The 24,686-nt window shown below is 72.0% G+C and carries 20 protein-coding genes and 1 tRNA gene; 15 read left to right on the top strand and 6 right to left on the bottom strand.

The window, feature by feature from the left end; translation table 11 throughout:
- Positions 1–9 precede the first annotated feature (9 nt).
- From ACIBQX_RS13070 to ACIBQX_RS13040, 7 genes are all read left to right on the top strand, one after another.
- Positions 10–375 (top strand): hypothetical protein, encoded by a 366-nt coding sequence (locus ACIBQX_RS13070; RefSeq protein WP_397003757.1) that lies wholly within the window; start codon positions 10–12, stop codon positions 373–375.
- Positions 372–749, top strand: a complete 378-nt coding sequence (locus ACIBQX_RS13065) for a hypothetical protein (RefSeq protein WP_397003755.1) — start codon at positions 372–374, stop codon at positions 747–749. The genes ACIBQX_RS13070 and ACIBQX_RS13065 overlap by 4 nt, the downstream gene beginning before the upstream one ends.
- A gap of 29 nt (positions 750–778) precedes the next feature.
- Entirely contained in the window at positions 779–1,384 is a 606-nt protein-coding gene (locus ACIBQX_RS13060; protein WP_397003753.1) for an SRPBCC family protein, read from the top strand.
- A gap of 124 nt (positions 1,385–1,508) precedes the next feature.
- Positions 1,509–2,729 (top strand): CynX/NimT family MFS transporter, encoded by a 1,221-nt coding sequence (locus tag ACIBQX_RS13055; RefSeq protein WP_397003751.1) that lies wholly within the window; start codon positions 1,509–1,511, stop codon positions 2,727–2,729.
- A 4-nt stretch (positions 2,730–2,733) separates the two neighbouring features.
- Entirely contained in the window at positions 2,734–3,564 is an 831-nt protein-coding gene (locus ACIBQX_RS13050) for a metal-dependent hydrolase (protein ID WP_397003749.1), read from the top strand.
- Positions 3,565–3,619: 55 nt separating this feature from the next.
- Positions 3,620–3,692, top strand: a tRNA-Ala gene (locus ACIBQX_RS13045).
- A gap of 69 nt (positions 3,693–3,761) precedes the next feature.
- A complete protein-coding gene (locus tag ACIBQX_RS13040) occupies positions 3,762–4,670 on the top strand; it encodes an SMP-30/gluconolactonase/LRE family protein (RefSeq protein ID WP_397003747.1) in 909 nt (302 codons plus the stop codon).
- A gap of 3 nt (positions 4,671–4,673) precedes the next feature.
- On the opposite strand, the gene ACIBQX_RS13035 is transcribed toward ACIBQX_RS13040, so the two are convergent.
- On the bottom strand, positions 4,674–7,880 hold the full coding sequence (locus ACIBQX_RS13035; RefSeq protein ID WP_397003745.1) for a GH92 family glycosyl hydrolase: 3,207 nt from the start codon (positions 7,878–7,880) through the stop codon (positions 4,674–4,676).
- A 200-nt stretch (positions 7,881–8,080) separates the two neighbouring features.
- On the opposite strand from ACIBQX_RS13035, the gene ACIBQX_RS13030 reads away from it, so the two are divergent.
- Complete coding sequence (locus tag ACIBQX_RS13030; RefSeq protein ID WP_397003887.1) at positions 8,081–9,508, top strand: acyl-CoA carboxylase subunit beta; 1,428 nt, start codon at positions 8,081–8,083, stop codon at positions 9,506–9,508.
- A gap of 106 nt (positions 9,509–9,614) precedes the next feature.
- Here the strand turns inward: ACIBQX_RS13030 and ACIBQX_RS13025 are convergent, their stop codons facing one another.
- Positions 9,615–12,431 carry an AAA family ATPase gene (locus ACIBQX_RS13025; protein WP_397003743.1) on the bottom strand — a complete coding sequence of 939 codons (2,817 nt, stop codon included), beginning with the start codon at positions 12,429–12,431 and terminating at the stop codon, positions 9,615–9,617.
- A 40-nt stretch (positions 12,432–12,471) separates the two neighbouring features.
- Positions 12,472–14,289, bottom strand: a complete 1,818-nt coding sequence (locus tag ACIBQX_RS13020; RefSeq protein ID WP_397003741.1) for a 2-isopropylmalate synthase — start codon at positions 14,287–14,289, stop codon at positions 12,472–12,474.
- 360 nt (positions 14,290–14,649) lie between these two features.
- Between ACIBQX_RS13020 and ACIBQX_RS13015 the strand changes: the two genes are divergently transcribed.
- The 3 genes from ACIBQX_RS13015 to ACIBQX_RS13005 all read left to right on the top strand — a co-directional run bounded on the left by ACIBQX_RS13015 (position 14,650) and on the right by ACIBQX_RS13005 (position 17,431).
- Positions 14,650–15,600 carry a UbiA family prenyltransferase gene (locus tag ACIBQX_RS13015; protein ID WP_397003737.1) on the top strand — a complete coding sequence of 317 codons (951 nt, stop codon included), beginning with the start codon at positions 14,650–14,652 and terminating at the stop codon, positions 15,598–15,600.
- A 417-nt stretch (positions 15,601–16,017) separates the two neighbouring features.
- Positions 16,018–16,782 carry a sensor histidine kinase gene (locus ACIBQX_RS13010; protein ID WP_397003735.1) on the top strand — a complete coding sequence of 255 codons (765 nt, stop codon included), beginning with the start codon at positions 16,018–16,020 and terminating at the stop codon, positions 16,780–16,782.
- Positions 16,763–17,431 (top strand): response regulator, encoded by a 669-nt coding sequence (locus tag ACIBQX_RS13005; RefSeq protein WP_397003733.1) that lies wholly within the window; start codon positions 16,763–16,765, stop codon positions 17,429–17,431. The genes ACIBQX_RS13010 and ACIBQX_RS13005 overlap by 20 nt, the downstream gene beginning before the upstream one ends.
- Before the next feature lie 9 nt (positions 17,432–17,440).
- Here the strand turns inward: ACIBQX_RS13005 and ACIBQX_RS13000 are convergent, their stop codons facing one another.
- Positions 17,441–18,415, bottom strand: coding sequence for an aldo/keto reductase (locus ACIBQX_RS13000; protein ID WP_397003731.1), 975 nt, complete (start codon positions 18,413–18,415; stop codon positions 17,441–17,443).
- A gap of 311 nt (positions 18,416–18,726) precedes the next feature.
- Between ACIBQX_RS13000 and ACIBQX_RS12995 the strand changes: the two genes are divergently transcribed.
- Positions 18,727–19,602, top strand: coding sequence for a TIGR03621 family F420-dependent LLM class oxidoreductase (locus ACIBQX_RS12995; protein WP_397003729.1), 876 nt, complete (start codon positions 18,727–18,729; stop codon positions 19,600–19,602).
- On the opposite strand, the gene ACIBQX_RS12990 is transcribed toward ACIBQX_RS12995, so the two are convergent.
- Positions 19,583–20,965, bottom strand: coding sequence for an NDP-hexose 2,3-dehydratase family protein (locus tag ACIBQX_RS12990; protein WP_397003727.1), 1,383 nt, complete (start codon positions 20,963–20,965; stop codon positions 19,583–19,585). The genes ACIBQX_RS12995 and ACIBQX_RS12990 overlap by 20 nt on opposite strands.
- Before the next feature lie 126 nt (positions 20,966–21,091).
- Between ACIBQX_RS12990 and ACIBQX_RS12985 the strand changes: the two genes are divergently transcribed.
- The 3 genes from ACIBQX_RS12985 to ACIBQX_RS12975 are packed head-to-tail and all read left to right on the top strand — an operon-like array spanning position 21,092 to position 23,544.
- Positions 21,092–21,691, top strand: a complete 600-nt coding sequence (locus ACIBQX_RS12985; protein WP_397003725.1) for a DUF1707 domain-containing protein — start codon at positions 21,092–21,094, stop codon at positions 21,689–21,691.
- A 28-nt stretch (positions 21,692–21,719) separates the two neighbouring features.
- Positions 21,720–22,940 carry a methyltransferase domain-containing protein gene (locus ACIBQX_RS12980; RefSeq protein ID WP_397003723.1) on the top strand — a complete coding sequence of 407 codons (1,221 nt, stop codon included), beginning with the start codon at positions 21,720–21,722 and terminating at the stop codon, positions 22,938–22,940.
- A 31-nt stretch (positions 22,941–22,971) separates the two neighbouring features.
- On the top strand, positions 22,972–23,544 hold the full coding sequence (locus ACIBQX_RS12975; RefSeq protein WP_397003721.1) for a dTDP-4-dehydrorhamnose 3,5-epimerase family protein: 573 nt from the start codon (positions 22,972–22,974) through the stop codon (positions 23,542–23,544).
- Between the two features lie 13 nt (positions 23,545–23,557).
- On the opposite strand, the gene ACIBQX_RS12970 is transcribed toward ACIBQX_RS12975, so the two are convergent.
- Positions 23,558–24,658, bottom strand: coding sequence for a DegT/DnrJ/EryC1/StrS family aminotransferase (locus tag ACIBQX_RS12970; protein ID WP_397003719.1), 1,101 nt, complete (start codon positions 24,656–24,658; stop codon positions 23,558–23,560).
- Positions 24,659–24,686 lie beyond the last annotated feature (28 nt).

Genomic DNA, 24,686 nt, shown 5'->3' with positions numbered 1-24,686 from the left:
TTTCCTCCGATGAACACCACCGTCGCCACGATCGTCATCGCCGGCTCGCTGCTGCTCGCGCTGGCGAGCCTGATCACCGCGATCCGCGACCGGACCATGGGCATGATCCTGCTCGTCTCGTTCGCCGTGCTCGAAGTGGCCGTCCTGGTGCAGGCGGGCCTGGTGATCGCGGCGATGGCCGGTGGGCAGGAGCCGGCCGAGGGCGCCGCCACGCTGTTCGGCTACCTCGCCGGCGTGGCCCTCATCCCGCCCGCGGGCGTCGGGCTGGCGCTGGCCGAGCGGAGCAGGTGGGGCCCGGCGATCCTGGTCGTGGCCGGCTTCGCCGTCGCGGTGATGACAGGGCGGCTGCTGCAGATCTGGCAGGGGGCCGGGTGAGCGACGCCCTCGGCAAGGGGCCCGGACGCGCCCTCGTCGCCGTCTACGGGCTGTTCGCGCTGGCCGCCGGCGCGCGTGCCACCGTGCAGATCCTCACCAGGTTCGGCGAGGCGCCGCTGGCCTACGCGCTGTCGGCGTTCGCCGCGCTGGTCTACGTGCTGCTCACCGTCGCGCTGGCGCGCGGGGCGCGCCGGGTGGCGCTCGTGGCGCTGGGCATCGAGCTGGCCGGGGTGCTCGTCATCGGCACGGTCAGCCTGCTCGACCCGGCGGCCTTCCCCGACGACACCGTCTGGTCGGGCTACGGCAGCGGCTACCTGTACATTCCCCTGGTGCTGCCTCTCGTGGGCCTCTACTGGCTGCTGCGCCGACGTTAACGGCGCGTTCGCGAGGGCAGCCGACTCTCATGAGTACGATCGAACACTCCGTAGACGTCAACGTCCCTGTCAAGGTCACATACGACCAGTGGACCCAGTTCGAGAGCTTTCCCGAGTTCATGGAAGGCGTCGAATCCATCAAGCAGGTCACCGACACGCGCACGCACTGGATCACCGAGATCGCCGGTGTGAAGCGTGAGTTCGAGGCCGAGATCACGGAGCAGCACCCGGACGAGCGCATCGCCTGGCGGTCGATCGACAAGCCGCACCAGTCGGGTGTGGTCACCTTCCACCGGCTCACCCCCGAGACCACCAGGGTCACGCTCCAGATGGAGTACGACCCCGAGGGGTTCGTGGAGAAGGCCGGCGACTGGCTGCAGATCGTCAAGCTGCGCGTCAAGGGCGACATGGAACGCTTCAAGGCGTTCATCGAGTCGCGCGGCGGCGAGACCGGCGCGTGGCGTGGCGACGTGCCCGGCCCGCACCAGCGGGGCTCCAGCAGCGGTGTCACCGACCGCCCCGTGCCGCCCGGCACGATCGGCGGCAGCGGCTTTCCCCAGGAAGGCACGCTTCCGCCTCCGGGCCCGGTGTCTCCGCGCGACGAGCCGCCCCAGGGCCCCAGACCGGTCCTGTAGGCCGACCCGAAGCCCCCGGCACCTGCCGGGGGCTTCGTCATGTTCCGGGAATATATGTCGCTTTTGCGGCTGTTAGACTAGCGATTCATCCCATGATTTGATGAGTGGAGGACGCTGACCCGGCATGACCGTGCTCACCCAAGCCTCACGAGGCAGAACCAACTCCCTCGCCTGGCTCCTCGTGCTGGGAATCGTCCTCGCCGCGCTCAACCTGCGCACCGCCGTGACCAGCGTCGGCCCGCTGCTCGACCACCTGTCCGCCGCGCTGGGCATGACCAGCGTCGGATCCGGCCTGCTGACCACCCTGCCGGTGCTGGCCTTCGCCACCGTTGGCGCGGTGACGCCCACGCTGGCCCGCCGCATCGGCGAGCACCGGCTGCTGCTGCTCGCGCTCGTCACCCTCGGCGCCGGCACGCTCGTCCGATCGCTCGTCGACTCCGCGCCGGTGTTCCTGATGGGCAGCGCCGTCGCGCTGTCGGGCGGCGCCGTCGGCAACGTGCTCATCCCCACCCTGATCAAGCGCCACTTCCCGGCCCGCACCGGGACGATGACCACCGTGTACACCACGGCGCTGGCCGTCGGCACCATGCTCGCCGCCGCGGCCACCGTGCCGATCGAGCGTGCCTCCGGTGACTGGCACATCGCCCTCGGGGTGTGGGCCGCGCTGGCCGCCGTCGCCGCCGTTCCCTGGCTCCTGCTGCTGCGCAGTGAGCCGGAACGTCGCGCCGCCCAGCCGGAGTCGGGCATGCGCCGGCTCGCCAGGAGCAAGCTGGCCTGGACGGTCGCGATCTACTTCGGCACCCAGTCCATGATCGCCTACATCATGTTCGGCTGGCTCGCCACCATTCTCACCGACGGCGGCTTCACCGTCGACCAGGCCGGGGTGATCCTCGGCGGGTTCACCGCGCTGAACATCCCCGTCTCCATCCTGGTCCCGGTCATCGCCGCACGCTTCCGCGACCAGCGGCCCGTCGTCGTCGGCCTCGTCGTCGCGTACACCATCGGCTTCGCCGGCCTGTGGGCCGCGCCCGCCTCCACTGCGCCGATCTGGGTGGTGTTCGTGGCGATCGGCATGGGCTCGTTCCCGCTGGCGCTCATGATGCTCGCGCTGCGCACCCGGACGCCCGAGGCGACGGCCGGCCTGTCCGCCTTCGGGCAGAGCGCCGGCTATCTCATCGCCGGCGCCGGGCCGCTGCTCGTGGGCGTGCTCAGGGAGGTCAGCGGCGGCTGGGCGGCGCCGTACACACTGATCTTCAGTGTGCTCGTCGCACAGCTTCTGACGGGCCTGTACGCGGGACGCGAGCGTTATCTGGAGGACGAGCGGAAAGCGCCTCTGCCAGGATGACACCGTGAAATCGACAGTCGTCACCTTTCCCCACGGTCATGTCACGGGCCGTTCACAGATCGTCGGGACCGTGCCGGTGGGGGCCCGGCACGGCCTCGTCGTCAGCGAGACGCCGTTCCATCCCCTCGACCACACCTGGCCCGACCAGCCCGCCGACCGCGGCGCCATCGGGGGACTGCCCGTCCTCGACTGCGTGACGGGCGCGCGCGCCGCCGACGGCGCGATCCTCCTGGGGAGCGACATCCCGGTACGACGCGGCGCGGACGGCTGGGACTGGCTGGTCGTGCACGTGACCGGCAGCCCGCTGGCCGTCGGCGCGGACGTGGAGCTGGAGGTCGACGCCGCCCACCGGGCCGCCCTGTCGGCCGGTCACACCGCCTGCCACCTCGCCGCCCTGGCCCTCAACGCCGCCCTGGCCGGGCGATGGCGCAAGGAGGCGGCGCTCGACGGGCTCGGGCACCCCGACTTCGACCAGAGCGCGATCACCTCCTCGCGGATCACGCCGCACGCCAGCCTGGACGAGTACCGGCTCGGCAAGTCGTTGCGCAAGAAGGGGTTCACGGCCGACGGGCTGGACGTCGCCGAGGCCGCGCATGCGGTCAACGAGCGGCTCAAGGCGTGGGTGACGGCGGGCGCGGCGATCCGGCTCGACGTGCCGGGGCCGGAGCTCACCGCCCGCCGCACCTGGCACTGCGCCCTGCCGGAAGGCGAGGCGTCGATCCCGTGCGGCGGCACCCACGTGCGCGACGCCGCGGAGCTGGGCGAGGTGACGGTGGAACTGACCCTGGCCGAACAGTCGCTCACCATGCGCACCACCGTGACGCCTCAGGCCTGAGGCGGGTGTGACACGACGGTGTGGAGATTCCGATACACTTGGCGACGCATCGCAAGGGGCTATGGCGCAGTTGGTAGCGCGCCTCCATGGCATGGAGGAGGTCTGGGGTTCGAATCCCCATAGCTCCACCTCTCGCTGGTGTCCGCTGGGCGATCTTGCTATGAATGAACCCTCGTAGCCGAGGGAGGCCGGACACAATGGATCTCATTCCCGTGGAGTTCGAGGCACTCGACAAGCGCGTCGCCGCCATCAGCGGAGACAAGCAGGTCGAGCGCCTCTATCGGGGCACCCGCTGGGCGGAGGGGCCGGTCTACTTCCCGGCCGGCCGCTTCCTGGTGTGGAGCGACATCCCCAATGACCGGCTGTTGCGCTGGGACGAGCAGACGGGCGCGGTGGCGCCGTTCCGGCAGCCGTCCGGCTACGTCAACGGCAACACTCTCGACCTGCAGGGCAGGCTGATCTCCTGCGAGCACGGCGCGCGCCGGGTGACCAGGACCGAGCACGACGGGTCGGTCACCACGCTGGCCGACCGCTGGCGGGGCGACCGCCTCAACAGCCCCAACGACGTCGTGGTCCGCTCCGACGGGTCGATCTGGTTCACCGACCCGCCCTACGGCATCTTGAGCGACTACGAAGGGCACCGGGCCGAGCAGGAGATCGACGGCTGCCACGTCTACCGCATCGACCCGATCTCCGGCGAGACGAGCATGGTCGTGGACGATTTCACCAGGCCCAACGGCCTGGCCTTCTCCCCGGACGAGCGGAGCCTGTTCGTCGCCGACACCGAGGAGCGCCACGTACGGGTCTTCGACGTGCGCGACGACGGCACGCTGGCGGGCGGCCGGGTGTTCGCCGAGCACCCCGGCAAGGGCGGCTTCGACGGCCTGCGCCTGGACGACGCGGGCCGCCTGTGGGCCGCGGTGGGCTCCTCGGTGCACTGCTACGACCCGGACGGGACGCTCCTCGGCAGGCTGATCCTGCCGGAGAGCGTCTCCAACCTGGTCTTCGGCGGTCCCAAGCGCAACCGGATGTTCATCACGGCGACCACGTCCCTCTACTCCGTCATGCTGAACATCCGCGGCGCCCGTCCCGTCTGGGCCTCCTGACCGTCAGGAGAAGGCCCAGGCGAAGATGTGCAGCTCGCCGTCCTCCGCCGGGGCGAAGGTCAGACTGGCCACCTTCTTGGCCGGATCCAGCGCGATCGGCTGCGCCGCGAACACGTGCGCGCCGATCGGCTGGAGCGCCCAGGAGCCCCAGAACAGCCGGTGCGGTGTGCTGGCCACGATCTCGTTGCCGAACGCGGGCTCCTCGCCGCCGAAGTCCAGGATCCACTCGCTGAGCCCCAGCGTGCCGGTGCTCGTCGAGCCGTCCGTGTACGTGATCGTGACCTTCGACTCGGGCCAGCCGTTGACGCCCGCGCCGAGGAAGGCGAGCTTGCTCGCCCCTTCGGGCGCGGCCACCTCGATCGGCGCGGTGCCCGGCCGCAGGTTGTCCCACTCGCCCGGCTTACGGTCCGGCCAGGTGAAGGTGAAGTCCTTCCAGATGACGTCGCCGCCGGGCTCGATCCCCTCGTCGGCCAGCGCCTGCGCCGAGTAGCTGAATCCGGGCCCGTCGATGTTGGCCTCGTCGGCGGCCGTGGCGTCGCCGATCCCGGCGTTGTTCTGGTGCCACGCCAGCGTGCCGCGCTCGGCCACGTTGAGCCGGATGGCGCCGGTGGCCTCGCCCGCGACGATCGGGACGGTGTGGAAACCGAGCGCCACGTCCGGGCCCACGGTGATCTTGACCTTGGCGCTCACGGCGCCCTTGGCGGGGACGCGCAGGGTGCCGCTCGACGGTGAGACGGTGACGCCCGCGGGCGGTGCGGCCCGCCACTCGACTGTGGCGGCCTGGTCCAGGGACCGTACGGTGAGGTCGGCGTCGAGCGTGCCGCCCGGCTCCACCGGGCCGCTCCCCGGGTCCGCGCCGAGCAGGTACGGCTCGGAGCCCTCGTCGAACGACGGTGGCGCGTCGGCGGGGTTTGCCCCGAAAGCCCGATTCGGCGTGCTGCCCACCCTGAAGTCCAGCCGCCCGCCCCGGGTGGCGAACGTCTCCGGCAGCCACGCCCGGGAGGTCGGGGCCCCGTTCACCCGCAGCGCCTGGACGTAACCGCCCTCGGCGCCCGGCGCGTTGATCACGATGTCGCCGCCGGGCCGGTCGATGGTGACGCGGTCGAACAGCGGCGTGTGCACCAGCAGCTCGGCCCGGCCGGGGATCGCCGGGAACAGGCCCATGGCCGACCACACGTACCAGGCGCCCATCGTGCCCAGGTCGTCGTTGCCGACCAGCCCGTCAGGACCGGGTCCGAACAGCTCCTTCTGCGTCCGCCGCACGACTTCCTGCGTCTTGTACGGCCGGCCGGCCCACGCGTACAGCCACGGCGACTGCAGCGCGACCTCGTTGCCGAGGTAGGCGTACGCCCGGTGCGGCCCGGCGTTCAGCTCGGTGAAGTACTCGTCCAGCCTGGACACCGCCTCGCCGGGGCCGCCCATCGCGGTGAACAGCCCGCGCGCGTTGTGCGGCACCATCCAGTGGTACTGCGCCCCGTTGCCCTCCATGTAGACGTCCGCGGCGGCCGGGTCGAAGGGCGCCTTGAACGAGCCGTCGCCCGTCCGGGGCTGGATCCAGTCGTTGCCCGGGTTGTACAGGTGCTGCCACGCCTGCGCGCGCCGCATGAACTCCGTGTGCGTCGTCCGGTCGCCGATCCGGGAGGCGAGCTGCGCGATGCCGAAGTCGGCCACGCCGTACTCCAGGGTCGAGGACGGGTCCGACGGTACGTACCCCTTGGCCATGTAGGCGGCGTTGCCGGGCCGCTCGTCGTAGCCGAGCAGCGGGTGGCCGATGTCCATCGGGCCGCTGCGCCGGGCGGCGGCGGCCATCGCCTTGAGCGCCTCGGCGGCCTCGAAGTCACGCGCCCCGAAGGCGTACATGGTGGAGAGGATCACATGGTACGGATCGCCCGTCATGACGCCGGTGACCGCGTTCTGGTGCGACCAGCGGTCCCACACGTTGCCGAGCGCCTGCGCGTTGGCGTACATCGACTGCGCGATGTCGGCGGCCACGTCCGGTGCGAGCAGCGCCAGCAGCTGGACCTCGCTGCGGTAGACGTCCCAGCCGGAGAAGGTCGCGTAGTGGTGGTGGCCCGGTTTCACGGTGCGGGTCTCGTAGTCGGAGCCGACGTAGGTGCCGTCGGCGTCGTCGAAGACGTACGGCTGGAGCAGCGCGTGGTAGAGGTTGCTGTAGAAGGTGCGTCGCTGGGCGTCGGTCCCGCCCGTGATCGCCACCTGGCCGAGACGCCTGTTCCAGACGGCGTCGGCCTCGTCCGCCACCTGCTCCAGGTTCTTGGCGGCGATCTCCGTCCGCAGGTTGTTCCTGGCGCCGTCGACGCTGACGTACGACAGGCCGACGCGCATCTGCACCGGCGCGGCGGAGTCGAACTCCAGGTACGCCCCCGAGCCCGGCCCGTTCACCACGACGTCGTCGGAGGTGACGACGTGGCCCCGCACCTTGGCCTTGGAGGCGTTCTCGACGGTCCGCGAGCCCGGCATCACCTGGTCGTCCTTCCAGGTGCCGAAGCCGGTGACCGGCCGGTCGAAGGTGGCGTGGAAGTAGACCTTGTAGCGCGTCGGCGGGCCGCAGAAGCCGCCGGTCTGCACCCAGCCCTCGACGGTGTCGCCGCTGATGCGGGTCTCGCCGTCGTCCACGCCGTTGATCGAGCCGCTGGTGTTCAGCAGCAGCGTGGCGGGCTTGTCCTGGGGAAAGGTGAAGCGGCCGACGCCCGCCCGCATGCTGACCGACAGGTCGGCCTTGACGCCGGAGTCCATGGTGACGGAGTACGAACCGGGCGAGGCCTGCTCGTTGGCGTGCTTGAAGGTCTGGACGTAGTCCATCCCGTGCGTCGCCGGTGATCGGCCGATCTTCCCGGAGAAGGGCATCACCGGGAAGTCCTGCGCGCCGGTGCATCCGGGCCCGGAGATGTGGGTCATGGAGAAGCCGCGCAACCGGTCGTCCTCCCAGCGGTAGCCGCCGCCGGCGTCCTCCACCGTGTCAGGGCTCCACTGCATCATGCCGAACGGCAGAACCGCGCCGGGGAAGGTCATGCCTCCTCCGCCGCCGTGGCCGAAGTCGGAGGCGGCCTCCTTCGTGCCGTGGAAGACGTTGACGAGGGCGGCCGGGTCGTGCGCCGTCGAGGCGACGGGATCGGCCGTCGCCGCGGCTCCAGGAGGGAGCACCGTGGCGATCAGCAGCGTGGTGACGATCGGTAACGACCATGGGGACATGCCGCACACCTTTCGGAAGTCAGATCGTGACATCGAATCCCGCCCCCGCGACCCCGGTCAACGAGCGGAAACGGCGTGCACAAGTTGCCATCGCCGCAGGTGCGAATAGGGGTTGGCGGATGCCGGGACCGTTGACAGATTCGGTGGATGCCATGAGGACCACCGAGCAGCAGGGACCAGAGATGACCGTCTTACCGACCATGCCGCACGCGCAGGCGGACGAGCGGCCCGCCGCCGACCCGCGTGCCCCGCTGACCAGGCTGGCCCGGCTGCTCGACCCCGGAACGCCCGCCGCCCTGCACGCCGAGGACGACAGCGGCGTGACGGCCGTGCGGGGGCGGGTGGACGGCCGGCCCGTCATCGCCTTCTGCACCGACGCCAGGCGGATGGGCGGCGCGCTCGGCGCGGCAGGCGCGATGCACGTCGTGGCCGCCACCGACGCCGCCGCGGCCGAGGGCTGCCCGGTGATCGGCCTGTGGCACTCCGGAGGCGCCAGGCTCGCCGACGGCGTCGAGTCGATGGACGGCGTGGGGCGCATGTTCGCCGCCATGACCAGGGCCTCGGGCGTGGTCCCGCAGATCTCGGTCGTGCTCGGGCCGGCCGCCGGGGCCGCCGCGTACGGACCGGCCCTGACTGACGTCGTGATCATGACCGGCGCCGGGCGCGTCTTCGTGACCGGCCCGGACATCGTCCGCAGCGTCACCGGTGAGCGGATCGACATGGCCGCGCTCGGCGGCCCCGACGCGCACGGCCCGAGATCCGGGGTCGTGCACGTGCCGGCCGCCGACGAGGACGACGCCTGCTTCCGTGCCCGCCGCCTCGCCGGGCTGCTCCGCGACGCGCCGGGCCGGTTCGACCTGGCCGCGCTGCGCGCGCCGAGGGACCTGCGCGCGCTGCTGCCGGACTCGCCGCGGCGCGCGTACGACGTGCGTCCTCTCGTGCACGCCATCCTGGACGGCGACGTCCACGGGCCGGTCTTCCAGGAGCTGCAGCCTCGCTGGGCGGCCAACGTCCTGATCGGCCTGGGCAGGCTCGGTGGCCGTCCGGTCGGGGTGCTGGCCAACAACCCCATCCGCAAGGGCGGCTGCCTGGACTCCCTGTCGGCGGAGAAGAGCGCCCGGTTCGTCCGCATGTGCGATTCGCTGGGGGTGCCCCTGGTGGTCCTGGTCGACGTCCCCGGCTACCTGCCCGGGGTGGGCCAGGAGTGGGGCGGCGTCGTGCGGCGGGGGGCCAAGCTCCTGCACGCCTTCGCCGAGTCCGTGGTGCCGCGCGTCACCCTGATCACCCGCAAGGCGTACGGCGGGGCGTACATCGCGATGAACTCCCGCTCGCTCGGCGCCACCGCGATCTTCGCCTGGCCGGACGCGGAGGTGGCCGTGATGGGCGCGGAGAGCGCGGTCGGCGTCCTGCACCGCAAGGCCCTGGCCGCGGCACCCGACGAGGAACGCGAGGAGTTGCGCGCCCGCCTGGCCGAGGAGCAGCGGCGGACCGCCGGCGGGGTGGCTCGGGCGATGGCCCTGGGCGTGGTCGACGAGGTGATCGCGCCGGAGACCACGCGGTTCCGGCTGGCCCAGGCGCTGGACCGGGCGCCGCGAGCACGCGGACGGCACTCCAACATCCCGCTGTGAAAGCGTCCTACAGCGCGCCCTGTCCTACAGCGCGCCCTGTCCTACAGCGCGCCCTGTCCTACAGCGCGCCCTGTCCTACGGCGCCCCTGTCCTACGGCGCCCTGTCCTATAGCGCCCTGTCGGCCAGGCTGGGTGGCAGGTCGTCGCGCCGGGAGACGTTGAGCTTGCGGTAGATCCGCGTCAGGTGCTGCTCCACGGTGCTGACGGTGATGAAGAGCTTGCCGGAGATCTCCCGGTTGGAGTATCCGTCGGCCGCCAGCGCCGCCACCCGCTGCTCGGCGTCGCTGAGGGGCGGCGGCGTCATGGCCCGCGCGGCTTCGATGACGTGCCCGTCGGCCGGCTGGTCGAGCTGCTCGCCGGACCGCCCGTTGGACCGCCCGTTGGACTGGCCATTGAGGCGGCCGTTCGGGCCGGCGCCGTTCCGGTGGCCGCGCGGCGGCGTTCCGCCCAGGGCGCCGGCGTGGCACTCCTCGGCCAGCGCGCGGGCCCGGCCGCCCAGCATCCCGGCCCTGCGATGCTCGCCGATCACGTGGTAGGCGTCGATGAGGTCGTACAGCGCCCTGGCGTGCTCGTACCTGTCGCCGCAGTCCTGGAGCAGGTCGGCGGCGCGGCGCAGCAGCACGGCGCGGTGCCGCCGATCGGCTGTCGCGGCCAGCGCGCGCAGGGCCATGCCGTGCACCCGCCGGGACCGCTTGCCGGACCCGGCGAGCTGCTTCTCGATCAGCGCGCGCGCCTCGTCGACCTCGCCGAGCCGGATCAGCGCCTCGGCCGCGTCCACCCGCCACGGGATGAACTCCGGGACGTCCAGCCCCCACGCGCCCAGCAGCTCGCCGCACAGCCGCAGATCGCGCAGCGCCTGCTGAGGCTGGCCGGAGACGAGCGCGAAGCGGCCCTTGCCGTAGAGGTACTGCGGGCCGAACCGGGTCTCCAGCATCGCCTCCGGCACCGGCTGGGCCGCCTGCCGCTGATGGTCCAGGTGACGGCCCATCGCCGCGCCGGCCATCAGCAGGACGCTCAGGGGCGCGCCGACGGCCACCCCCCAGCTCTCCGGCGAGATGAGGTCGAGAGCCCGCTGGGCGTCGCGCGCCGCCGCCGCCAGGTCGCCACGGCGCAGCGCGATCTCCGCCCGGATCGCCGAGAGCCGGGCCTGGCGGCTCGGCGCGTGCCGGCTGGCCGCCTCCGCGACGAAGGCGTCACACCAGGGGGCGGCCCGATCGGCGCGATCGGTGTAGGTCAGGGTCAGCAGCGCGCACTCCACCGCGTCCATGGACATCTCGTCCAGGCGGGAGCCGCGCAGGATGCGCTCGGCCGTGTGCGCGATCTCCGCGCTCGGGCCATCGCTCAGCGCCGAGGCGAGCGCGTCGGCCGACTCCAGACGGCGGTCGGTCGCGAGGGCGCGGGCCGCGGCGCTCACATCCGCGGCGGGCGAGTCCGGCAGGTGCGGCAGGAAGGCGGGCCAGCTGCCGCGGCACCAGGCGCGCGTCGCGGCGAGCTCCGCCAGGGCCTCCCGGTCCAGCTCGCCCTGATCCCGTAGATGGGACAGCACGTCCTTGGCGTCGGCGACGTGGCCGTGCCAGAGCAGCGCCCTGGCCAGCACGATGGCGTCGGCGCCGCCCAGGTCGCCGTTGTGCAGGGCCTCGGTCAGCTCGGCCAGGTGCCCGGTCGGCGTGCTCGGGTCGATCCGCCAGATGGCCCGGACCAGGGTGGTGGCGATCCGCGCCCGGCGCGGCCCGTCGTCGCACGCCCGTAGGGCCAGTTTGAGATACTCGATCGCCGCCTCGACCCCGTCGTCGCGCAGCGCCTGCCTGGCGGCCTCCTCCAGCACCGACAGCGCCCACGGGTCGCCCGCGTGGCTCGCCGTGAGGAGATGGCCGGCCACCACGGGGGCGGGCGCGCCCTCCTCGTAGGTCAGCTCGGCGGCCCGGCGGTGGAGGTCGATCAGCTCCGCGCCGTCCAGCCCGGCCAGCACGGCGGACGCGGTGGCCTCGTGCCGGAAGCGGCCCTCGGCGAGCAGGCCGGCCCCGGTCAGCGCCTGGGCGGCCCGGTTCGTGGTCGCCTCGCCCTGGCCGAGCAGCCGCCCGGCGGTGCCGGGCTCGCCCAAAACGGCCAGGGCGCGGGCGACGGGAAGCAGACTCGGATCCGCCCGGTGCAGGCAGGCCAGCACCGCGTCGGCGTACCTCTCCCCGGGCTCGCCGGTGGCCTGCAGGTCCTCCAGCAGCGCGTCCACCAGCAGCCGGTTGCCGCCGGTCAGTTCGTGACACCGCTCGGCGAACCGGTCGGCCGCCTGCGCCCCGGCCCGCTGCCGCACCCGTTCGGCCACGCCCTCGGCCGGCAGGTGCGCCAGCCGCAGCGTGTGACAGTGCGGCTGGCGCACCATCTCGGTGTGCAGCAGCGTCCGCAGGTGCGCGTGATGGTCCGGGGCGCTGAAGATGAGCATGATCCGGGCGTACCTCACCCGCCGCGCGAGGTAGGACAGGCACAGCTGCGAGGCGCGGTCGGCATGGTGCACGTCGTCCACCGCGATGACCAGCGGGCGGCGCTCCGCCTGCTTCAGCAGCGCCGTGCAGAGCGCGTCCACGATCTGCACGTCCACATGCTCGAAGGACTCGGCGCCCGGATCCCGTGACATCCGCGCGCGGGAGCCCTCACGCAGCAGGTCCAGCGTGACCGCGCGGTGCTCGTCGGCCGGCGTGTTGTGCACAAGCTGCGAGAGCACGCCGAGCGGCAGGTCACGCTCCGCCCGCGAGCCCGTCGCGGACAGCGGGAGCGCGCCCTGTTCGAGTGCCTGGTCGGCGAAGCCGTGCAGCAGCTCGCTCTTGCCGGTGGCGACGGCGCCCGTCACCATCGCGATCCGGCCCCGGCCGCCGAGCGTCTCCTCCAGTAGCTTCCCGAGATGGGCCATGTCCTGCCGTTGGTCGTCCACAGCCAGGGTCCTCCTCATGCGGCTCGTGGCGGTCTGGTCGTCACTCTCCGGCGGCCACCAGGCGGGGGCGCGCGGCGGGCACGCCTGGCCGGCCCGGCGCCGGACGGTTGGGCCGGCCGGTCTGCCGGCGGTTCGCCGCACGCACCGCCGACAGGGCCGCCTCCGCCAGGTCCCCGCCGATCCCGGCGCCCCACGCCGTGCTCGTCCCCATGCCCGTCCCCGTCCCCGTCCCCGTGCCCGTCCCCGTCCCCGTGTCCAGGCGGCACTCGGCGTACACCACGACGTCTCCCGGCGCGCGTCCGGCGAGCACGGGCCGCTCCGGCGTCAGCCCTTCGTCCAGCGGCGGCGCCGTGCGGTGCACCGCACGCACCTGGACGCCCCACGGGGCGAGCACCGAGCCGAGCGTGCGTACGGCGTCCGCGCGCGGCCCGCTCATCTCGCCCATCTGCGCGCCGCCGTCCACATACAGAGTGGCCACGAGCGGCGTCCTGCCGATCGGGAGCGGCGCGGCGGGGTCGCCCCGGTACAGGTACTCCTCGTGGAACAGGGCCCCGATCCGGCTGGGGGACAGCTCGCCGCCCAGCGCCTCGGCCTGCGCCTGCACCCGGGCGGCCAGGTCCGCCTGTAACCCGCGCGGCAGGTTGAGCCCGTGCCAGGCGCTCATCACGTAGGCCACGCCGCCCTTGCCCGACTGGCTGTTGACCCGCACCACCGCCTCGTAGGTGCGGCCCACGTCCTTGGGGTCCACCGGCAGGTACGGCATGCGCCACGGCAGCTCGGACGGCGCCACCCCGGTGGCGGCGGCCTGCCGCTCCCGATCGTCGAAGCCCTTCTTGATGGCGTCCTGGTGGGACCCGGAGAAGGCGGTGTAGACCAGGTCGCCGCCGTAGGGATGCCGGGGGTGCACCGGGAGCTGGTTGCATCGCTCGACCGTGCGGCGCACGGCGTTGATGTCGGAGAAGTCGATGCCGGGGTCGATGCCGTGGGAGAACAGGTTCATGCCCAGGGTGACCAGGCAGACGTTGCCCGCGCGCTCGCCGTTGCCGAACAGGCAGCCTTCGATCCGCTCGGCGCCGGCCAGCAGGGCCAGCTCCGCCGACGCCACGCCGGTGCCCCGGTCGTTGTGGGGGTGGATCGACAGGCAGACGTGCTCGCGGCGCGGCAGGTTGCGGTCCAGCCACTCGATCTGATCCGCGAAGACGTTGGGCAGCGAGCGCTCGACGGTCGTCGGGAAGTTCAGGATGATGCCCCGGCCCGCCTCGGGCTGCCAGACGTCCATGACGGCCGCGCACACCTCGAGGGAGAAGTCCAGCTCGGTCTCGTTGAACAGCTCGGGGGAGTACTGGTAGCCCACGTCGCTGCCGCCCAGCACGCGCTCGGCCTGGTCCATCATCACCTGGGTGCCGCGGACCGCGAGCTCCCGGCAGCCGGCCCGGTCGAGGTCGAAGACCAGCCGCCGGAACAGCGGGGAGGTGGCGTTGTAGATGTGGACCATCGCCCGGCGCACGCCCTTGAGGCAGTCGACGGTGTCGCGGATCAGCTCCTCGCGGGCCTGGGTCAGCACGGTGATCCGCACGTCGTCGGGGACGAGGTCGCGCTCGATGAGCAACCGGACGAAATCGTGGTCGTCGCGGCTGGCGGCGGGGAAACCGACCTCGATCTCCTTGTAGCCCATGGCCACCAGGAGGTCGAACATCATGAGCTTGCGCTCCGGGGTCATCGGGCGGGCCAGGGACTGGTTGCCGTCCCGCAGGTCGGTCGAGAGCCAGCGAGGGGCCGAGCGGAGGCGCCTGCTGGGCCAGGTCCGGTCGGTCAGGTCGAGCGGGGTGAATCCGGTATAGCGTTCGGCGCCCTGCATGGTAGGAATTCCTTCCTGATGAATGTCCTGTTCTGGTTCGCTCCGGAGGAGGTGGCCGCCGCGCGGCGATGGTCCCGTGTCGGGTGAGTTTCCGATATCAGCACTGCGCAGGTTTCATCGGGGAAAGCCTCCCCTGCGGGATTCTCAGGGGGTCGGTGTGCGGGTCGGATCCGGGACGCCGGTGAATATCTGGTGGCGAGGCCGAAACTATAGGGGTCGCCAGGGCGGGACAAGAAGGTGCACCATGAGTTCGTACCTGAAATCCAAGGGGGCAGGCCGGGGTATCGAAAGGCGTAGTGCCGCTACAACTTCCGGGGTGGCCCCCTTATCAGCGGGCACGGCGCTGATGACAATCCGGCTATGCCAGGTAAATGGACTCCCTCGGCCCCGTTCCCCGCTGATGTCCTCGCCGGCGTGCGGGTCGTCGTGCTGTGCCTAGCCGAAGCCCGCCCGGCCGTGCTGGCCGTCTCGTCGCTCCGTTACCTGACCGGGGTCGCCCTGGCGCTGCCGATCACCTCGCTCGCCGAGCCCGCCAAGGTCCTGCAGGGAGGCGTCGCCTGGGTGACGTCGATCTTCGCGATCTACCTCTTCAACGGCGTCACCGACATCACCGAGGACCGCGTCAACGGCTCCGCCCGGCCGATCGCCAGGGGCGACCTGCATCCCCGCACCGCCACGGGGGTGGCCGCCGGGGCGGCCGTCCTGGCGCTCGTCGCCACGGTGGGACTGCCCGGCCCGATGGGCTGGATCATCGCCGTCAACCTCGGGCTCGGCTACCTCTACTCGGGGCCGCCCGCCGCCCTGAAGAGCAGTTCGAGCGGCACGGTGGCGGTGCTCGTGCTGTCGGGGCTGCTGTCCTACCTCGCCGGGTTCACCGTCGCGACGGCCGGCTCCGGCGGGGTCGCGCCGACCGGGCTGATCGTGTTCGCCGCCGCCGCGACCTGCTGGATGGTGATGGTCGGCGTGCCGGCGAAGGACCTGTCCGACATCCCGGGGGACGCGGCGGCCGGCCGGCGCACGGTGGGCGTCCTGCTCGGCGAGCGGGTGTCGCGCCGGCTGATGGTCGTGACCGCGCCGGCGCTGCTGGCCGGCTTCTGCGTGGCCGTGGCGGTCTTCGAGGCCCGGCTCGCCGGCGTGCTGGCGGCGATGGCGGCCGGGGTCGCGGCGGTGGTCTGGGCGGTGGCGTGGGCGGGGACGCGCGTCGGTGTCCGGGCGGCTGAGCAGGGACGCAGAGCGCGCCGACGCCCTTACGAAACGTTTATGGCGACGCAACACCTGGTTCACATTACGGCTGTCTTGTCGAACATATGACGCTAAATGTTGCGGTGATCTTGTCGATGATCGATAGTGGGAGGCGTGCTTGTACTCGGCCCACGGCCGGAGGGGACGTCAGTGGAGGGGGCTTACAAAGCGACGGATGATCCGGCGAGATGTGTCGAGTCGTGTCGCGACGAAATACTCGCGGAATTCGAGTCGGCCCTGCTGACCACGGGCAACGCCGTATTCGCTGCTTCCCAGGCCAGGCGCCAGGCCTTATTGACCGCGCAGTACGTTCTGGAGGACGTGGCCGCTACGCTACGCGCCGGAAAGGTTCAGGTAAGTAATCGGCACAAACTCCACGCGCGCGAAGTCGGAAACGCCAGAGCCGCGGAAGGAGTTCATCCCGCCGCCTCTCTTGAGGCGGGCTCGCTTTTTTTCCGGACCGCCGTCAACCATCTCGCCCGGAGAATGGCGGCCGAGTTCGACGCGCCCGCCGAGGCGCTGGCGCTGGCCGTCACCGGCATGGAGGAGAGCCTGTCGCGGCGGGTCCGTGACGCGTCGGAGAGCTACAACGGCTTTCTGCTCAACCAGGTGCACCAGGCCCAGGAGGACGAGCGCCGGCGCATCGCGCGCGAACTCCACGACCGGATAGGGCACGGCATCAGCGTCGCCCACCAGCAACTGGCCCTGTCGGAGGTCTACCACGCCACCGACCCGGCGCGCGCCCTGGCCAAGATCGCGGTCGTGCAGCAGGCCGTACAGGAGATCATGGAGAACCTGCGGCAGATCACCTCCGAGCTGCACCCGGCCACCCCTGCCGGTGACCTGGAGAAGTCCCTGCTGAGCTTCCTGGAGACGGCCGAGGACGCCGAGGTCTGCATCGGCCTCGACGTCAACGGCGACGAGTCCTGGGCGGATCCGGCGAGCATCGGTGAGGCGTTCCTCATCGTCCGCGAGGCGGCGCGCAACGCGCTCACCCACGCCGGCGCGGCGTCGGTGTTCATCCGGGTGGACATCGCCCCGCACGCGCTGATCGCGTCGGTGCAGGACGACGGCCGGGGCTTCGACCCGGCGAGCGCCCGCGAGCAGGGCGGCGTGGGCCTGGCCTCCATGCGGGAGCGGGCCGCGCTGCTCGGCGGGCGGGTCGTGATCTCCAGCACGCCTCGCGGCGGATGTCTGGTCGAGGTGTTCATCCCACTCAAAAGGCAAAACGGTGGACCCGACGACGGCTGAGGCGAGCATCTCCATCGCGCTGGTGGACGACCACGCGCTGTTCCGGGAGGGGCTGCGCGAGATCCTCGAGTCCGTCGGCGACATGCGGATCGTCGGCGAGGCCGGCGACTCGATGGCCGCCGTCGCCCTGGTCACCGGCGCCCGCCCCGACGTCGTGCTGCTGGACGTGGAGATCCCCGGCGACGAGGTCACCGAGACCGTCTCCCGGATCCGCTCCATGTCGCCGGAGACCCGGATCATCATCCTGAGCATGTACGACGGTCCGCAGCTGCTCAGCAGGCTGCTGGCCGCGGGGATCCGCGGTTACCTGCTCAAGAGCGTGCACCGGCACGAGCTGATCGCGGCGGTGCGCAGCGTGCACGAGGATCCCTCCAGGGTGGTGCTCGCCGTCTCGCGCAACAGCGTCGCCCAGGTGGAGGCCGCGGCCGCGCCGACGCTGTCGGAGAAGGAGCTGGAGGTGCTCCAGCTCGCGGCGCAGGCGCTGAGCAACAGCCAGATCGCCCGCAGGCTCGGCCTGGCCGAGGCGACGGTGAAGCGCCACATGCGCAACATCTTCGTGAAGCTCAACGCGGTCTCGCGGATCGACGCGGTGAACAAGGCGCTGGCCGCCTCCCTGATCACGCCGCAGAGCAGGGCCGACCTGGACTGACTCGCCGTGTCAGATCAGCGGGACGGGTGAGTGCGCCAGCTCGGCGGGGAAGCGCCCGGGGAACAGGCCGGTCAGCCGCTCGCGGACCTCCGGCGGCAACTCGACCGCCGAGGCCGCGATGTTCATCTCCAGGTGCACCTGGTCACGGGTGCTGGGCACCGGCACGATGTGCTCGTCGCGCGTCAGCAGCCAGGCCAGCGCGAGCCGGCCCGTGCCCAGGTCGAGCCGTGCGGCCACGGTTTCGAGCCGCTGGAGAGGCCCGACGTGCAGCCGCAGCCGCTCGGGCCTGAACCTGGGGTCGGAGCGCCGCCAGTCGCCCGGGGCGAGCCGGTCGTGGGTCCTGATCCGGCCGGTCAGGAAGCCCCGGCCGAGCGGGCGGACCGCCACGATGGAGACGCCCAGCTCGCGCGCCGTGGCCAGCAGTGACGCGTCGATGCAGGTGCCCCAGAGGGAGTATTCGATGGCGAGCGCGGCGATCGGGTGCACGGCGCAGGCCCGCCGGAGCTGCTCGGGCGTGGCGTTGGACAGCCCGATGTGCCGGATCTTGCCGGCCCGCACCAGCTCGGCCAGCCGGGCCACGCTGTCCTCGATCGGCACGTGGGAGCCGCGGCACTGCAGGTAGTAGAGCCCGATGTGGTCGATGCCGAGGCGGCGGAGCGACGACTCGCAGGCGCGTTCGAGGCAGCCTGGCCGGTCGTCGAACTCCACCGGCTCCTTGGGGCCGCGTACGCGCACCCCGCCGCGGGTGGCCACCACGATCTCCGCGGACCGCCCGGCGACGGCCCGGCCGACCAGCCGCTCCACCTCGCCGGCCGCGTAGAAGTCGGCCGTGTCGAAGAAGGTGACGCCCGCGTCGAGCGCCCGGCGGACCAGCCGGCTCGCCTCGGTGGCGTCGACGTGGCCGTAGGCGCCGCTCAGAGCCATCGAGCCGAGTCCGATTGCTGAAATGACCGGCCCGGTTCGGCCTAGCCTCGTGTAACGCACCGAATTCCCTTCACGAGTCCCCCCGGCTGTTGACTGCTCCAGTCAAAGTGCGTTGAGCCGTCAAGTCAAATGGGACTGTTTCGATGGGTGCCTTGCCGACGAACCCGCTGTCATGATACGGCCGTGATGTGCAAAAGCACGATTTCCCCCTACGTCGTCGTAGGGGTTCCAGGGGTACTACGTAGATTGTCATGGGTCCGGACCCCTGGTGACCCTTAATTCCCGCAAGAGTGGCCCGCGTATTTCTTTCAGGGCGACATGGAATTGTGGAAATTAGTTACTGTGCGAGTGAATCCCGCACGAGGAGACGCATGGTGAACGCGGAGATCCTGCCCGTGACGGTCCCGTCCTTCCGGTTCGGCGTGGTGCTCATCACCGAGGACTGCCCCAGGGCCGAGTGGGTGGCCAAGTGCCGCCGGGCGGAGGCGCTGGGTTACGACGTGATCGCCGTGCCCGACCATCTGAACCTGCTCTCGCCCTTCCCGTCGGCGATCCTGGCCGCCGAGGCCACCGAGCGGGCGACCATCGGCACCTACGTGCTCAACGCCGCGTTCCACCACCCCGTCCTGCTGGCCAGGGACGTCACCACCACCGACCGGCTCATCGGCGGACGGCTGGAGCTCGGACTCGGCACCGGCTACGTCCGATCCGAATTCGCCGCCCTGGGCCTGCCCGACGATCCGGCCTCGCGCACCCGCCGCCTGGTGGAGCTGGTCGGCGCGCTGGAGACGCTGCTGACGCACAAGGGGCCACCGCTCATGATCGGCGGCCACGGCGACCGCGTGCTCCGGCTGGCCGCCCGGCGGGCCGAGATCGTCAGCTTCACCGGCGCCCCCTACCGGGCGGAGTACGGCAGGACCGCCCTGGTCGACGCGGAGGAGCTGCTCGGGCGGGTCGAGTTCGTCCGCGCCGCGGCCGGGCCGCGCGCCGCGCGGATCGAGCTGAACGTGCTGTCCAAGGCCACGGTGCTGACCGGCGACCGGCGGGCCGGCGCCGAGAGCCTCCGCCGATACGCCCCGGATCTGGCGCCCGAGCGGCTGCTGGAGCTGCCGACGCTGTTCGTGGGGACACCGGCGCAGATCGCGGAGCAGGTGCGCGGGCACCGGGAGAGGTTCGGCCTGTCCTACTTCACCGTGATGGAGTCGGCCATGGAGGACTTCGGCAGGGTCATCGAGCTGCTGCGGTGAGCCGGTCGGCGTGCGCCAGGCCGTGCAGGCAGCTGACCAGGGTGCGCGCCTCGACGTTCAGGTAGTAGCTGTGCCGGAGCAGCTCGTCCAGCTGGTGCAGCGCCACCCAGCGGAAGCCGGGGTGGCCGGGCAGCGGGTCCTCGGCGGTCTCCACCACGAGGTAGCGGTTGCGCGCGTGGTAGAAGCGCCCGCCCTCCTCCGCCAGCACCGTGTCGAAGCGCACGCTGTCCGGCCCGGCGCCCAGCACCTCCGCCAGCAGCGGCGGCCTGGCCCGGGGCGGCAGGTGGTCGTAGTTGCCGGGGGTGCACTGCACGGTCGGCGCCAGCTCCACCACGTCGGTGTAGCCGGGATCGACGCGCGCGTGCGCCAGGGCGTGCAGCACCCCGCCGATCCGCCTGACCAGGAACGCGGCCACCCCGATGCCCACGGGCGCGATCATCGGCTGGTCCCACCCGCCGACCTCGCGCCCGCGCGCCCGCACGCGTACGCCGATGACCTCGAAGAACCTGCCGGTGTCGTGCGTGATGCGGCCCTCGGCCCGCCGCCACGCGCGCAGCCGCCCGAGCGCGAGCGGCCGGGCCTGGATGTCGACCGTGGAGCGCAGGCCGCTCAGCCAGCTCAGGATCTCGCCCGTGGCGTGCACGGCGGGGCCGCCGGGCAGGCGGGAACGGGCTACGAGCGCGCCGAAGCCCCTGAGGCCATCGGACGGCGGTCGGGGCTGGGGCGGCAGGCAGGCCAGCACCGTACGGGCGTCCATGTTCACCAGCTCCGGCACGGACAGCAGCTCGTGCACCCGCCGCAGCGGCAGCCAGCGGAACCCCTCGGCCGCCTCGACGTGCGCGCCGACCTCGACCACCATGTTGCGGTTGCGCTTGCGGTAGAACCACGCCCCCTGCTCGGACTGGCGCACGTCGGCGAGCACCCGGCCGCGCGGCTCCCGGAAGAAGTCGAGGTACGGCACCGGCCGCCCCTCGTGCACCCGCGTGTAGTTGCTCCTGGTGGCCTGCACGGTGGGCGAGAGCTGCGGCCCGTCGGGATTGCCCGGCTCGTTCTTGGCCTGCATCAGCAGGTACGGCTCGCCGTCCACCCGCTTGAGCAGGATGCCGAGGATGCCCGCCTCGGGCTGGTTGATGATGGGCTGCGTCCAGGCGGTCACCGGCCCCGCGGGATGCCGGACGTCGAGGCCCTCGACGGTGAAGAACCGCCCGCTCCGGTGCCGGATGTCGCCCGTCACCGGGTCCGCCCGCCACCCGGCCAGCTCCTCCAGGGGCACCCGCGTCACTTCCATGAAGGTGTGGCCGGCGACCTCGTCGAGCCAACCGCGAACGTCGATGATGGCAGCCTCCTCAGGGCTCCTGATCACGGTCCGTCATGGCCGAACCTGCCACGGGGCCGCCACCCCGCTCAACCCCTGCCCCCGGCCTGGAACCCCTGTGGAATAGGGGTTTCTGCGCCGGTACGACCTTCATAGGCTTCTAGGGTGGACGCCATGACCGAGCAGCCGGACATGCGAGCAAGTGACCAGGATCGCGAGAGGGTGGCCGAGATGCTCCGCGTCGCGGTCAGCGACGGGCGGATCACCCTCGACGAGTTCAACGAGCGGGTCGACCGCACCTTCACCGCCCGCACCCGAGGGCAGCTGGACGTGCTGGTGGCGGACCTGTGGCAGACCAGGGCCTTGCCCCCCATGGCCCCGGCCGTCCCCACGGCCGCCATGGCCGTGCCCAGCGCCACCGGCGCGCTGGAGCTGCACACCCGCAGCGGCAAGGTCGTGCACGACGGGCGCTGGACGGTGCCGCCGTACATCAGCGCCAGGGCGGGCCGGTTCGGCACGGTGAGGATCGACTTCACCAGGGCGGACTGCCCGCACCAGGAGGTCGTGATCGACATCGGGGTCACCTCCTGGTTCGGCGACGTCATCCTCATCGTCCCGCCCGGCTGGATCGTCCGCGACGACGAGGTCGTGCGGCGCTGGATGGGCGCGGTCTTCAACCGCCCGCCCGTGGCGCTGGCCCCCGACGGCGTGGTGATCCGGCTCACCGGATACGTGAAGACCGGTGACGTATGGGTGAGGTACCGCCACCCCTGACGCGGGCCGCACGCTCTAGGAGGATCGCATGGAGTGCCGGATCTGCTCCGGAACGCTGCACCAGGTCGCCGACTTCGGGCGGCAACCGATCTCCGACGCCTTCGTCGCCCCCGGCGACACGGCGCCGGAATTCTTCTTCCACCTGGCCGTGGGGGTCTGCGCGGACTGCTCGATGGCGCAGCTCCTGCACGAGGTGGACAGGGAGCGGATGTTCCACGACGACTACCCGTACCTCTCCTCCGGGTCGGCGGTGATGCGCGCGCACTTCGAGGCCATGGCCAAGCGCCTGCTCGCCACCGAGCTGGCCGGGCCCGACCCGTTCGTGGTCGAGCTGGGCTGCAACGACGGCACCATGCTCACGACCATCGCCGACGAGGGCGTCCGGCACCTCGGCGTCGAGCCCTCCGGCGGCGTGGCGGACGTGGCGGCGGCCCGGGGCGTGCGCGTGCGCAAGGACTTCTTCGAGGCCGGCGTCGCAGCCGAGATCCGCGCCGCCGACGGCCCCGCCGACGTCGTCTACGCGGCCAACACGCTGTGCCACATCCCCTACCTGGACTCCATCATGAGCGGGGTGGACACGCTGCTGCGGCCCGGCGGCGTGTTCGTCTTCGAGGACCCCTACCTCGGCGACATCGTCGAGCGGGCCTCCTTCGACCAGATCTACGACGAGCACTTCTACTTCTTCTGCGCCACCTCGGTCCGCGCCATGGCCCGCCGCCACGGGTTCGAGCTGGTGGACGTGGAGCGGCTGCCGGTGCACGGCGGCGAGGTCCGGTACACGCTGGCCCGGCGCGGCACTCGCACGCCGAGCGCGGCGGTGGCGAGCCTGCTGGCGGCGGAGGAGGCCGGAAGCCTGACGGAGCCGGCGACGCTGCGCGACTTCGCGGCGCGGGTCGCCGCCAACCGCGACGACCTGGTGGCGCTGCTGACGAGCCTGCGCGAGCAGGGCGCGCGGGTGTACGGCTACGGGGCCACCGCCAAGAGCGCCACCGTGCTCAACTACTGCGGCATCGGGCCGGACCTCGTCTCCCTCGTCTGCGACACGACCCCCGCCAAACAGGGCAAGCTCACGCCCGGCTCGCACATCCCGGTGCGCGGGCCCGAGGCGTTCGCCGCCCCCTACCCCGACTACGCCCTGCTGCTCGCCTGGAACCACGCCGAGGAGATCATGGCCAAGGAGACGGCGTTCCGCGAGGCGGGCGGCAACTGGATCCTGTACGTCCCCGAGGTCCACACCGTAGGGCACTGACGGCCATGACCGGTTCCAGCGGGGCGCGGCCGTGAAGCACCGCGAGCTGGCCGTGACCGGCGCGTACGCCTTCGACCCCGCCGTCTTCGGCGACGAGCGCGGCACCTTCGCCTCGCCGTACCAGGAGAGGGCGTTCGTGGCGGCGGTCGGGCGGCCGCTGTTCCCCGTCGCGCAGGCAAGCCGGAACGTCTCCCGGCGCGGCGTGGTGCGCGGCATCCACTACACGCTCACGCCGCCCGGCACCGCGAAGTACGTCTACTGCTCGGGCGGCCGGGTCCTCGACCTGGTGGTGGACCTGCGCGTCGGATCGCCGACGTTCGCCCGGTGGGACGCGGTGGAGCTGGCCGCCGACACCGGCCGGGCCGTCTACTTCCCGCCCGGTGTCGGCCACGCCTTCGTCGCGCTGGAGGACGACAGCGTGGTGTGCTACCTGCTCTCGGCGGAGTACCGGGCCGAGAACGAGCTGACGCTGTCGGTGTTCGACGAGGAGATCGGGCTGCGGCTGCCCGGCGGGCCGCCGCCGATCCTGTCGGAGCGCGACCGGACCGCGCGCACGCTGGGCGAGGCCGCCGCGTGCGGCCTCCTGCCCGAGTACGTCCGCTGAGCCGGACGGCCGGTCACAGCACCTCGCGGAGCGCGGCGATGACCTTCTCCTGGACGCCGAGCGGCAGCGACGGGTACATCGGCAGCGAGAAGATCTCCCCGGCCAGCGCCTCGGTGACCGGCAGGCTGCCCGGGGCGTAGCCCAGACGCGCGAAGCCCGTCATGGTGTGCACCGGCCACGGATAGCTGATGTTGAGGTGGATGTCGTGCTCGCGCAGCGCCTCGATGATCTCGTCGCGGCGCGGATGCCGCACCACGTACAGGTAGTAGGCGTGCTCGTTGCCCTCGGCGGTCTCGGGCAGCACCAGGCCGGTGCCGGCCAGGCCGTCGGCGTAGCGGGCGGCCACCGCGCGCCGCCCCGCGACGTAGTCGTCGAGCCGGGTCAGCTTGCGGCGCAGGATCTCGGCCTGCACCTCGTCCAGCCGCGCGTTGTGGCCGGGCGTCTCCACCACGTAGTAGGTCCGCTCCATGCCGTAGTAGCGCAGCCGCCGCAGCGCGCGCTCCACCTCGTCGTCGGAGGTGATCGCCGCGCCGCCGTCGCCGTACGCGCCCAGCACCTTGGTCGGATAGAACGAGAACGCCGCCGCGTGCCCCATCGACCCGGCCGTCCGCCCGTGGTGGCGGGCGCCGTGGGCCTGCGCGCAGTCCTCCAGGATCACCAGGTCGTGCCGGGCCGCCAGCCGCTCCAGCGGCGCCATGTCCACGCACTGGCCGTACAGGTGGACGGGCAGCAGGCACCGCGTCCGCGGCGTGATGGCGGCCGCCACCTGGGCCACGTCCATCAGGTACGTGCGCGGGTCGACATCGGTGAAGACCGGCGTCGCCCCCACGGCGTCGATGGCCACCACGGTGGGCGCGGCGGTGTTGGAGACGGTGACGACCTCGTCGCCCCTGCCCACGCCGAGCGCCTGCAGGGCCAGCTTGATGGCGTTGGTGCCGTTGTCCACGCCCACGCAGTGGCGCACCCCGTGGTAGGCGGCGAACTCCGCCTCGAAGGAGCGCACGCTCTCTCCCAGGATGAGCTGCCCGGAACGGAACACGGTCTCGACCGCATCGAGAATGTCCTGGCGCTCGGATTCGTATTCGGGCAGATAGTCCCAGACGCGCGTGGGCATCGTCGTCCTCCTCATGATTGCCGCCAGG

This window comes from Nonomuraea sp. NPDC049714 (genome assembly GCF_044465295.1).
In the GTDB taxonomy this organism is placed as follows: Bacteria; Actinomycetota; Actinomycetes; order Streptosporangiales; family Streptosporangiaceae; genus Nonomuraea.
Note: the sequence above shows the minus strand (reverse complement) of the source record. Positions and strands in the feature narration are given on the sequence as shown.